Annotated in this window: 7 protein-coding genes and 2 pseudogenes; 3 read left to right on the top strand and 6 right to left on the bottom strand. The window is 59.6% G+C overall.

Annotation, left to right across the window (positions count from 1 at the left end):
- Positions 1 to 5: 5 nt before the first annotated feature.
- The 5 genes and pseudogenes from ccoN (JFT80_RS17460) to ccoN (JFT80_RS17440) all read right to left on the bottom strand — a co-directional run bounded on the left by ccoN (JFT80_RS17460) (position 6) and on the right by ccoN (JFT80_RS17440) (position 5,124).
- Positions 6 to 1,449 (bottom strand): annotated as a pseudogene (ccoN, locus tag JFT80_RS17460) (cytochrome-c oxidase, cbb3-type subunit I).
- Between the two features lie 480 nt (positions 1,450 to 1,929).
- Positions 1,930 to 2,883 (bottom strand): cytochrome-c oxidase, cbb3-type subunit III, encoded by a 954-nt coding sequence (ccoP, locus tag JFT80_RS17455; RefSeq protein ID WP_201148700.1) that lies wholly within the window; start codon positions 2,881 to 2,883, stop codon positions 1,930 to 1,932.
- Positions 2,880 to 3,077, bottom strand: coding sequence for a cbb3-type cytochrome c oxidase subunit 3 (locus JFT80_RS17450; RefSeq protein ID WP_103303919.1), 198 nt, complete (start codon positions 3,075 to 3,077; stop codon positions 2,880 to 2,882). The genes ccoP and JFT80_RS17450 overlap by 4 nt, the downstream gene beginning before the upstream one ends.
- 3 nt (positions 3,078 to 3,080) lie before the next feature.
- Positions 3,081 to 3,689: a cytochrome-c oxidase, cbb3-type subunit II gene (ccoO, locus tag JFT80_RS17445; protein WP_003223389.1), complete on the bottom strand. Its 609-nt coding sequence runs from the start codon at positions 3,687 to 3,689 to the stop codon at positions 3,081 to 3,083.
- Positions 3,690 to 3,699: 10 nt separating this feature from the next.
- Positions 3,700 to 5,124 (bottom strand): cytochrome-c oxidase, cbb3-type subunit I, encoded by a 1,425-nt coding sequence (gene ccoN / locus JFT80_RS17440; RefSeq protein ID WP_201148699.1) that lies wholly within the window; start codon positions 5,122 to 5,124, stop codon positions 3,700 to 3,702.
- A gap of 387 nt (positions 5,125 to 5,511) precedes the next feature.
- Between ccoN (JFT80_RS17440) and JFT80_RS17435 the strand changes: the two genes are divergently transcribed.
- Positions 5,512 to 6,336, top strand: a complete 825-nt coding sequence (locus JFT80_RS17435; RefSeq protein ID WP_201148698.1) for an F-box protein — start codon at positions 5,512 to 5,514, stop codon at positions 6,334 to 6,336.
- A gap of 46 nt (positions 6,337 to 6,382) precedes the next feature.
- Complete coding sequence (locus JFT80_RS17430; RefSeq protein WP_201148697.1) at positions 6,383 to 7,060, top strand: alpha/beta family hydrolase; 678 nt, start codon at positions 6,383 to 6,385, stop codon at positions 7,058 to 7,060.
- Between the two features lie 239 nt (positions 7,061 to 7,299).
- Here the strand turns inward: JFT80_RS17430 and JFT80_RS17425 are convergent, their stop codons facing one another.
- Positions 7,300 to 8,865 carry a PAS domain-containing methyl-accepting chemotaxis protein gene (locus JFT80_RS17425; protein WP_201148696.1) on the bottom strand — a complete coding sequence of 522 codons (1,566 nt, stop codon included), beginning with the start codon at positions 8,863 to 8,865 and terminating at the stop codon, positions 7,300 to 7,302.
- A gap of 604 nt (positions 8,866 to 9,469) precedes the next feature.
- Here JFT80_RS17425 and JFT80_RS17420 point away from each other — a divergent pair.
- Positions 9,470 to 11,141: pseudogene (locus JFT80_RS17420) on the top strand (ShlB/FhaC/HecB family hemolysin secretion/activation protein).
- Positions 11,142 to 11,174 lie beyond the last annotated feature (33 nt).

Raw genomic sequence — 11,174 nt, 5'->3', positions numbered from 1 at the left:
CTTCATCAGTGAGCTCCAACTACAGCAATCTGTTCGGCAGCTTCCGCTTCAGCCGGGTTCGAGGCACGTACGGTACGCCATACGTTGTAGGCCATTAACAGCATGCCGCTGGCGAAGAACGCACCGCCCAGGGCGCGAACGATGAAGCCCGGGTGGCTGGCTTGCAGCGCTTCGACGAACAGAATAGGTGAGGGTGCCGTCGTCGTTGATTGCACGCCACATCAGGCCCTGAGTGATGCCGTTGACCCACATCGAGGCGATGTAGAGCACGGTGCCGATGGTTGCAAGCCAGAAGTGCGCGTTGATCAGGCCAACACTGTGCATCTGCGCACGGCCGAACAGTTTCGGGATCATGTGGTAGATCGCGCCGATCGAGATCATCGCTACCCAGCCGAGCGCGCCGGCGTGTACGTGGCCGATGGTCCAGTCGGTGTAGTGCGAGAGCGAGTTGACGGTCTTGATCGCCATCATCGGACCTTCAAAGGTCGACATGCCGTAGAACGCCAGCGAGACCACGAGGAAGCGCAGGATCGGGTCGGTGCGCAGCTTATGCCAGGCGCCCGACAGGGTCATCATGCCGTTGATCATGCCACCCCAGCTTGGCGCCAGCAGGATGATCGACATCGCCATGCCCAGCGACTGTGCCCAGTCCGGCAGTGCGGTGTAGTGCAGGTGGTGCGGGCCGGCCCAGATGTACAGGGTGATCAGTGCCCAGAAGTGCACGATCGACAGGCGATAGGAGTAGATCGGACGTTCGGCCTGCTTCGGCACGAAGTAGTACATCATCCCGAGGAAACCGGTGGTGAGGAAGAAGCCCACTGCGTTGTGGCCGTACCACCATTGAATCATCGCGTCGGTCGCGCCCGCGTAGGCGGAGTAGGACTTGAAGAAGCTCACCGGCAAAGAGGCGTGGTTGACGATGTGCAACATCGCGGTCACGACGATGAACGCGCCGTAGAACCAGTTACCCACGTAGATGTGCTTGGTCTTGCGCTTGGTAATGGTGCCGAAGAACACCAGACCGTAGGTGACCCAGACAATGGCCAGCAGAATGGCGAGCGGCCATTCCAGTTCCGCGTATTCCTTGGTGGTGGTGTAACCCAGCGGCAAGGTAATGATCGCGCCGACGATGACCGCTTGCCAGCCCCAGAAGGTGAAGGCCGCGAGGCTGTCGGAAATCAGTCGCGTCTGGCAGGTTCGCTGCACGACATAGTAGGAAGTGGCAAATAGTGCACAACCACCGAAGGCGAAAATCACCAGGTTTGTGTGCAACGGGCGTAGGCGTCCAAAGCTCGTCCACGGCAGACCGAAGTTCAATTCCGGCCAGACCAGTTGCGAGGCGATGAAGACACCGAGCCCCATGCCAAGGATCCCCCAGACCACCGTCATGATGGCGAACTGGCGGACTACCTTATAGTTATAAGCAGTCGGACTGATTGCTGTGCTCATTCTAAGGTTCCACGGTTTGGGTGTTTTATTAGGATTAAAATCGGCCGCAAGTATGCAGAGAGCAGGGGGTCATTGCAACGCGCCATGACCTGGGTCAATGCTTTCCAACGCTGATTCTGCGGCCTTTCCATGCGCCGCGTAAGGTCAAAATTGGCCTCGGACAAAATGTCGCAGCGGACAAAAAAAGCGAGGGGTTCAGGTCAGTTGTAACGAGGTATGTTCGAACGGCCAGTTCGCCTGATGAATGGCAATCGGCGCGACAGCCGGTATCTACCGGCCTTTGCGGCGAGTCTGTCAGCCAATTCATCGAACACATCGCTCGGGGTCGACCTGGAACCGGCACGGGCCAGTCCGCATCGAGCAAGCGTAGACCCGAATCAGAGGAACCGAAAGGCGTACTAAGGAAGGGTGCGACACTTGGTCGCAAAGGGGCAGGGAACTGCCGCATGCAGGCGAATGCGGCAGTAGAGCGGTCGAGAGTTATTCGCGTTTGCCTTCAGCCTGCAAACGATCGGTATTCAATCCGTGCGACAGGCTGTACACATAAGCAGCCAGCAATTGCACTTTATCGTTGCCCAGCAGCTCGTTCTGTGCCGGCATGTGGCCTTGACGGCCATGGCGAATGGTCTGCTCGAGCTGCGTCAGGCTGGTGCCATAGATAAATCCGGCCGGGTGCGTCAGATTCGGCGCACCCATGGCTTCAGTGCCGTGGCCGGTTGCCCCGTGACAGGCCGTACAAGTGGTGCTGAACGCCTGCTGGCCGGCTTGCAGGTCGGCCTTGGTATCCGCTGGCAACGGCAGCCCTGCCAAGTCGTGACGCACGTAGGCGGCCACGTTCTTCACGCCGGCTTCACCGAGGATTTCGCCCCAGGCCGGCATCGCCGCCATGCGACCACCCATGATCGTGGTCTTGATCATCTCGGCATCGCCGCCCCAGCGCCAGTTGCTGTCGGCGAGGTTGGGGAAGCCGAACGCGCCCTTGGCATCCGAGCCGTGGCACACCGAGCAGTTGGAGGCGAACAGGCGGCCACCCATCTTCAGCGCTTGCGGGTCCTGGGCCACTTCTTCCACGGGCATCGACGCGAATTTGGCGTAGATCGGCCCAAACTTCGCGTCAGCCTTGTTCATCTCCTTTTCCCATTCGTGCACCCCGGTCCAGCCATCTTCATAGCCGGGCAGGATGCCTTTCCAGTTGCCCAGGCCCGGGTACAGCACCAGGTAACCGACGGCAAACACCAACGTGCCGGCGAACAGCATGAACCACCACTGCGGCAACGGGTTGTCGTACTCCTCGATGCCGTCGAAGCTGTGGCCCATGGTCTGGTCGACGCTGCCCTTGGTCTCGCCCTTGCGCGTGCCGATCAGCAGCCAGGTCAGGCCGATCAGGCTGCCGATGGTCAGTACGCAGATCCACGTACTCCAGAAGGTGGTCATGGCCGGGTACTCCTTGGTTCAGATGCTGGGGTTGTGTCGGGTAGCGGTTCGTCGGCGAATGGCAGCAATCGCGCTTCGGCGAATTCCGGGGTGCGCTTGCGGTTGAACACCCACAAGGTCAGGCCGACGAAGGCGACGAACACCACGACCGTGCCGAGGCCGCGAATCAGGCCTGCACTCATTTCAATGACCATGGCTCACCTCTTGCTCTTGATCGCAGTGCCGAGCACTTGCAGGTAGGAGACCAGGGCGTCCATTTCGGTCTTGCCCTTGAGGCTGGCCACCGCGCCGCTGATGTCGTCGTCGGTGTATGGCACGCCGAGGGTGCGCATGGTCTTGAGCTTGGTTTCGGTGTGGCTGCTGTCGACCGCTTGCGTGACCAGCCATGGGTAGGCCGGCATTTTCGACTCAGGCACGACGTTGCGCGGGTTGTACAAGTGCGCGCGGTGCCAGTCATCCGAGTAACGCGCGCCGACCCGGGCCAGGTCCGGACCGGTGCGTTTGGAGCCCCACAGAAACGGGTGATCCCAGACGCTTTCGCCGGCCACCGAGTAGTGCCCGTAACGTTCGGTTTCGGCGCGAAACGGGCGGATCATCTGCGAGTGGCAGCCGACGCAGCCTTCGCGAATGTAGATGTCGCGGCCTTCCAATTGCAGCGCGGTGTAGGGCTTCATGCCTTCCACCGGTTTGTTGGTGACGTCCTGGAAGAACAGCGGGACGATCTGGGTCAGGCCGCCAATGCTCACGGCAAACACCATGAGCAACATCAACAGGCCGACGTTCTTTTCAATCGTTTCGTGTTTCATGGCGGACTCCTCAGGCCATCTGCGCGGCAGCGACGACGTCAGCAGGCTGCGAGGCCCGCACGGTGCGCCAGGTGTTGTAAGCCATCAGGAACATGCCGCTGAGGAAGATCGCCCCACCAATCAGCCGCACGACAAAACCTGGGTGGCTGGCCACCAGGGTTTCGACGAAGGAGTAGGTCAGCGTGCCGTCCTCGTTCACTGCGCGCCACATCAGGCCCTGGGCGATGCCGTTGACCCACATCGAGGCGATGTAGAGCACGGTGCCGATGGTCGCGAGCCAGAAATGCGCGTTGATCAGGCCGACGCTGTGCATCTGCGCTTTGCCGAAGATTTTCGGGATCATGTGGTACAGCGCGCCGATGGAAATCATCGCCACCCAGCCGAGGGCGCCGGCGTGAACGTGGCCGATGGTCCAGTCGGTGTAGTGGGAGAGGGCGTTGACGGTCTTGATCGCCATCATCGGGCCTTCAAAGGTCGACATGCCGTAGAACGCCAGCGACACCACCAGGAAACGCAGGATTGGGTCGCTGCGCAACTTATGCCAGGCGCCCGACAGGGTCATCATGCCGTTGATCATCCCGCCCCAGCTTGGCGCCAGCAGCATCAGCGACATCACCATGCCCAGCGACTGCGCCCAGTCCGGCAGCGCGGTGTAGTGCAAGTGGTGCGGGCCGGCCCAGATGTACAGCGTGATCAGTGCCCAGAAGTGCACGATCGACAGGCGATACGAGTACACCGGACGCTCGGCCTGTTTCGGCACGAAGTAGTACATCATCCCGAGGAAACCGGCGGTGAGGAAAAAGCCTACGGCGTTGTGTCCGTACCACCATTGCACCATCGCGTCGGTTGCACCGGCGTACACCGAGTAGGACTTGGTGAAGCTCACCGGCAACTCAAGGTTGTTGACGATGTGCAGAATCGCCACGGTGATGATGAACGCGCCGAAGAACCAGTTGCCCACATAAATGTGCTTGGTCTTGCGCTGCATGATCGTGCCGAAGAACACGATCGCGTAGGCGACCCAGACGATGGTGATCAGGATATCGATCGGCCATTCCAGCTCGGCGTATTCCTTGGAACTGGTGTAACCCAGTGGCAGGCTGATTGCCGCCAGCAGGATCACCAGTTGCCAGCCCCAGAAGCAGAACGCGGCGATTTTCGGCGCAAACAATTGGGTCTGGCAGGTGCGCTGTACCGAGTAAAAGGAACTGGCGAACAGGGCGCAGCCGCCGAACGCGAAGATTACCGCGTTGGTGTGCAGCGGGCGCAGGCGGCCGAAGCTGGTCCACGGCAAATTGAAGTTGAGTTCGGGCCAGACCAATTGGGCCGCGAGAAAAACCCCGAGCCCCATGCCGACGATGCCCCACACCACCGTCATAATGGCGAATTGGCGGACCACCTTGTAGTTGTAGGCGGTACTGATAGAAGTGTTCATGGTTCCCCATCCACGGTTCAGCCGAAGTGAGCACGCGTGCGACAAGGCAGCGCGTCCTTCGCCTGGAGTTATAGGCAGACTAAAAGCGAGCCAAGCATGGACAAAGAGCACAAGGCCAGTATTGACGGGGATCAATGGGCGCGGTGCTTGGACGATAATCGGACTGAAACAGGCGGGGGCTGGTCTGACCACTGCTACGCCGGAATGCGGCCAGAACCGAACGCAGGCTTCGCCAGCCAATGCAGATCGCGTTTTCGGCAGTGCTGGTCAGTTTTTCATTTGACAGGGTCGAACACCGGGCGCCGATCAATGAGCTTTTTTGAAAGCAATTCAGAAGACTGTTTTGCTGAATGATAAATCTTCTGGGTGGTTTTTGAGGTGTTCGCAATGGGGAGTGTGCAGTCGTGCAGTCGTGCGGGCCAAAATAATCGTGCATCTAACACCATTGGTGAGACGCAAAGTCGGCCTGCGCTCGAGCAAATCACTGGGATACGCAATCTTCCAGCGGAGGTACTTGAAAAAATAGCCCTCAAATTGCCCAGGAAAGACTATGCCGCCTTGCGGCAAGCATTTAAACGGGCCCGTCAGTCCCTGCCGTCCGTCAAGGCAATGAATGAGTGTATTAATCAGGGGCTTTGCGGTGAAAGAGCAGGGCCTTATAAAGAAATTGTCAATGCCGCCAAAAGTGATTACATCGAGAAGGTTGCCCGTGGTGCGATCCTCGACGCATTGGAAACCGTAAAAGTGGGGAAGTTTTGTAATGTCAGGAATGATAATGAAAGGTACATAGCACTGCTTTGCCGTTATCCACATCAACGTCCTGGGAAGCGGGCGGTCTTGAATGTGCTGGACTCATTTTGTGCCTTGGTACCTGACAAACCCTTTATTCGACATGCCCACGTTGCACATGCGCTGCTGTATTCAGTCATTTTTTTGACCTGTGATGACCTGGCGTCGATCAAACAACTATTCTCTTCTGCCAATCAGGCTTTCAACCGGTGTAAAGGCGGCGAAAAATTGGTGTTGGCATCATTGATCAGCGCCCTGAAGCTTCACCTTTGCCGACACTTTGCTGAGGCTGATATTAATAATCTGGCTGCTCTTTATCCTGATGTGTTTTCCATGGGCGGGATTGTTCATAACAGATACGCGCCTGAAGTAAATGATGTCAGTTGGACTGAAACGCTGTTTCCCTTTCGCGCCACGGTATGATTGGCAGGGCGCCTGGCGTGACAGGCAGACTAAGAGCGAGGCTAGCATGGACAAAGAGCACAAGGCCGTTATTGACGGGAATCAATGGGGGCGGTGCGTGGCCGAACAGGGCTGGCTATGGGATGCGGCCTCGACGCCGTCATCGACCACGTTGATCCTGGCTCACGGTGCCGGCGCGCCGATGGACAGCGCCTGGATGAACGACATGGCGGCGCGCCTTGCTGCACTTGGGGTCAACGTGCTGCGCTTCGAGTTTCCGTACATGGCGCAACGGCGTATCGACGGCGGCAAACGCCCACCGAACCCGGCGCCGAAACTGCTGGAATGCTGGCGTGAGGTCTATGCCGTGGTGCAACGCCATGTCACTGGCAAACTCGCCATTGGCGGCAAGTCCATGGGCGGGCGGATGGCGAGTTTGCTGGCGGATGAACTGGGCGCGGATGCGCTGGTGTGCCTGGGTTATCCGTTTTATGCCGTGGGCAAACCGGAGAAACCGCGGGTGGAACACCTGGCCGGCTTGAAGACCCGTACGCTGATCGTGCAGGGCGAGCGGGATGCGCTGGGCCATCGGGAGGCCGTTGATGGGTACAAATTGTCATCGAGCATCGAGGTGTTCTGGCTGGTGGCCGGGGACCATGACCTCAAGCCGCTGAAAGCCTCCGGCTTTACCCACGAACAACACCTGGCCGCTGCGGCGCAGAAGGTTGCCAGTTTCCTTCAGTGACATCTGCGGTGGCTGTATGGGCCTCATCGCGGGCAAGCCCGCTCCCACAGGTTTTGTGCAGCACCCCAATCCACTGTGGGAGCGGGCTTGCCCGCGATGAGGCCCCAACAGGCACCATCACCTCCAGATCAGCCACAAAAAACCCGGAAGCTACCCAGGTTTCTGCTCATACCCCCCGTAGGAGCTGCCGAAGGCTGCGATCTTTTGACCTTGACCTTGACCTTGACCTTGACCTTGACCTACCGATTAAACCGCTCAACCAACGAATACTGCGTACTCGCCGTCTTCGTCAGCTCTTCACTCAACAACGCCGAATGCTGCGCCTGCTCCGACGTCTGATCCGCCAGCTGCGAAATATTGCTGATATTGCGACTGATCTCCTCAGCCACAGCGCTCTGCTCCTCAGTCGCCGCCGCAATCTGCGTCGTCATGTCGGTAATGTTCGCCACCGCTTCGCTGATCCCCACCAACGCCTGATCCGCCTCCAGCACCCGCGCCACACCTTCTTCCGCCTGACGATGCCCGGCTTCCATGGTTTGCACGGCGCTCGAAGCGGTTTGCTGCAACTTGGCAATCAAGGCATGGATCTGCCCGGTCGATTCGCTGGTGCGTTGCGCCAGTTGACGAACTTCATCAGCCACCACGGCAAAACCGCGACCCATCTCGCCGGCACGGGCCGCTTCGATGGCGGCGTTGAGCGCGAGCAGGTTGGTCTGGTCGGCGATGCCTTTGATCACGTCGACCACGCCGCCGATTTCGTCGCTGTCCTTGGCCAGTTGCGTCACGGTCAGACCGGTTTCACCGACGACTACGGACAGACGCTGAATGGCTTCGCGGGTTTCGCCAGCGATGTCACGACCGCGACCGGTCAGGCGATTGGCTTCCTGAGTCGCGTCAGCGGTGCGCTGTACGTGGCTCGCCACTTCCTGCGTCGTTGCGGCCATCTGGTTGACGGCGGTGGCGACTTGTTCGGTTTCCACGCGTTGACGTTCCAGGCCGATGGAGCTGTTGTGCGCCAGCGAGTCGGACTGCTTGGCCTGATCGGTCAGGTGTTCGGCCGTGTCCTGCAGACGCGTCAGGCAGGTTTTCAGGCGGGCTTCCTGGCTGAGGATCGACATCTCCAGACGCGCCTGGGCGCCACGGCTGTCGGTGTACATCTGTGCGATCAGCGGGTCGGAGGTGGTCTGTTCGGCCAGACGCAGCAGGCGCTTGAGCCCGCGTTGTTGCCACTGCAGACCCATCAGGCCCAGCGGCACCGAAAGACCTGCCGCCAGAGCAAAGCCCCAATGCGAGTTCAACGTCGCGCCGATCACGAAGCTCAGTTGGCTGACCAGAATGAACGGCAGCCAGTCCTGTAGCACCGGCAGCCATTTGTCGCTGGAAGGGATCGCTGACTTGCCCTGGTTGATGCGTTGGTAGAGCGCTTCGGCACGGCGGATCTGCTCGGCCGTCGGCTTGACCCGCACCGACTCGTAACCAATTACCTGATTGCCTTCGAAGATCGGCGTCACATAGGCGTTAACCCAATAGTGATCACCGCTCTTGCAGCGATTCTTGACGATGCCCATCCAGGGCTGACCCTGCTTGAGCGTGCCCCACATATGCGCAAACACCGCCGATGGCACGTCAGGATGACGAACCAGATTGTGCGGCGCACGGATCAGTTCCTCACGCGAAAACCCGCTGATCTCGACAAAGTCGTCGTTACAGTAGGAAATCACGCCTTTGGCATCAGTGGTGGAAATCAACCGCTGCTGAGCCGGGAAGGTCCGTTCGCGTTGAGTGATGGGCTGGTTATTACGCATGGCATATTCAATCCGTGAGGCTTTCACAGGGTTTCGGCAGGGCGTGGAATTTGTTGAGTTTTTTTATTACCCACGGCCCCACAACCACCAGATCCCGCAAAATGAACCCAAGCCCATTGTGGGAGCTGGCTCACCAGCAAAGACGGCCTGCCAGCCACCAGATCTCGCGAAATGAACCCAAGCCCATTGTGGGAGCTGGCTTGCCAGCGATGGCTGCCTGCCAGCCAACCAGATCCCGCGAAATGAAACAAAGCCCCCGTAGGAGCCTTCGGCAGCTCCTACACTGACTTCATAAAAGTTGAGAATGACGACGACTCTTAAATATTTACTGACTGTTTTTAGCCTCACGCATAGCGTGAATATTGAATAGAGCCTGCAAAGCACCTACTGGGTGAAAAAACTATGCAGGAACAAAGCGTAAGTAAGCTCTGTAGGAAAACTTAACCGCTGTATGTAGGAATGTTCCCTTTGTCTCCAGCGGCATTGTTTCAAGGGGTGGCGAGTACCAATCACAGTGTTAGTTTAGCACCCCTCGTTTATTACCCGGTTCTCCAAGTTGCCCTCATTACTGTCGAGGGCGCAATTCCTTACGTGCGTTTCGTTTATTTATATAAGCGTTATCAGCAGCACTTTGGCCGCGCCTGTCACCAATCCCGGCGATCAGGATATTATCCGTGATCGCCAGAATCGCTTATTGCAAGAGCAGCGCCAGCGGCTGGAAGAGCTCAAGGCGCTGCCCGGCAGCCCGAGCATGCCAGACGCACCGGCCATGCCTGCTGATTCCCGGTGCTTTGCCATCGACACGATCGACATCGAGGGCGCCGGGCACCTGCCCGCCGGCGCGCGTTCGCGCCTGCTCAAACCCTACCTCGGCCAATGCCTGGGCGTGGTCCGGCTCAATGAGCTGCTCAAGGTCATCACCGAGTACTACCTGTCCAGCGGGCTGGTCACCAGTCGCGCCTATTTGCCTCAACAGGACCTGTCCAGCGGCCACCTCAGGGTGCTCGTGGTCGAAGGCACGCTTGAAGGCCTGGACCGCGCAGAGGACAGCGGGCTGTCGGCGCGTGAACTGGCCATGGCGTTTCCCGGTGCCGATGGCGAGCTGTTGAACCTGCGTCAGATCGAGCAACTGGTCGACCAGCTCAACCGGTTGCCATCAAACCAGGCCCGCATGGAACTGGCGCCGGGCGCGCAGGTGGGCGGCACCCGAGTCAGGGTGGAGAACACGGCGCAAAAACCCTGGCGCGCGAGCGTGTCGCGCAACAACGACGGGCAAAAATCCACCGGTGAACAGCAATGGGGCACCGCCCTGGAATGGGACAGCCCCCTGGGCCTGGCCGATCAACTGGTGCTGCGCGGTGGCCACGATGCCGTCAGCGATCGGCGCAAGACCTCGCAAAACGCCATGCTCTATTACAGCCTGACCTGGGGTTGGTGGAACTTCAGCTACAGCTACAGCCAGAGCGATTACCGCTCGCAGGTCCAGGCCAATGGTTTCGACTTCAAGCAATCGGGCGACAGCCAGCACCACCTGCTGCGCGCAGAACGGGTGATCCATCGCGACGGCTTGAGCAAGACCTCGATGAGCCTTGGTGTCGCGCACCTGCGCACCAACGCCTACATCGAGGACAGCCGCCTGGACCTGAGCAGCAATCGGCTGAGCGAGCTGCAGTGGGGCATCAACCACGGTCGCCGGGTCGCCAGCGCCTTCATCAACTTAGACCTGGGCCTGCAACAGGGCATTGGCGCCTTCGACGCGCAAAGCGCAGGGCATCCCGGCCCCGGTGAACCCGAGGCGCGTTTTCGCAAGTACACCGCCACCGCCAGTTACCTGCAGCCTTTCACCCTGGCGGGGGAGTCCATGAGTTCTCACCAGCCTGGTCACCGGCCAGCACACCGACGATGTGTTGTTCAGCGCGCAACGCATCAGCCTCGGCGGCGCGTCCTCGCTGCGCGGTTTCAAGGACCAGCAGCTGAGCGGCGACAGCGGCGCCTACTGGCGCAACGACCTGCGCTGGGCGCACCCGCTGACCCTGGCCTGGTTACGCCCGGCCTTGGCCGAATACGGCGCCAGCCTGGGCTACGACCAAGGCGTAATTACCCACGAGCGCTACAACGGTGATCAGCACGGGCGGCTCTCCAGCCATTCGCTGGAGCTGTTTGCCCGCGGCCAGCACCTGTCTGCCGGCGTGACCTTCGCCCATTCCCTGAAACGCCCGGCCGCGATGACGGAGCGTGAAGCGCCGATCTACTTTCGCCTGGACTTCTTCCTGTAACCCCACTGCCGACAACGCCCTGTTGCATCGAGA

Origin of the sequence: Pseudomonas sp. TH10, assembly GCF_016651255.1 — a bacterium.
GTDB lineage: Bacteria > Pseudomonadota > Gammaproteobacteria > Pseudomonadales > Pseudomonadaceae > Aquipseudomonas.
Note: the sequence above shows the minus strand (reverse complement) of the source record. Positions and strands in the feature narration are given on the sequence as shown.

Excerpts from the sequence above, each read along its gene's own strand:
- JFT80_RS17435 (WP_201148698.1), top strand. The coding sequence starts at position 5,512 with ATGGGGAGTGTGCAGTCGTGCAGTCGTGCGGGCCAAAATAATCGTGCA.
- ccoP (WP_201148700.1), bottom strand. The coding sequence starts at position 2,883 with ATGACCACCTTCTGGAGTACGTGGATCTGCGTACTGACCATCGGCAGC.
- JFT80_RS17425 (WP_201148696.1), bottom strand. The coding sequence starts at position 8,865 with ATGCGTAATAACCAGCCCATCACTCAACGCGAACGGACCTTCCCGGCT.
- JFT80_RS17450 (WP_103303919.1), bottom strand. The coding sequence starts at position 3,077 with ATGGTCATTGAAATGAGTGCAGGCCTGATTCGCGGCCTCGGCACGGTC.
- JFT80_RS17430 (WP_201148697.1), top strand. The coding sequence starts at position 6,383 with ATGGACAAAGAGCACAAGGCCGTTATTGACGGGAATCAATGGGGGCGG.
- ccoO (WP_003223389.1), bottom strand. The coding sequence starts at position 3,689 with ATGAAACACGAAACGATTGAAAAGAACGTCGGCCTGTTGATGTTGCTC.
- ccoN (WP_201148699.1), bottom strand. The coding sequence starts at position 5,124 with ATGAACACTTCTATCAGTACCGCCTACAACTACAAGGTGGTCCGCCAA.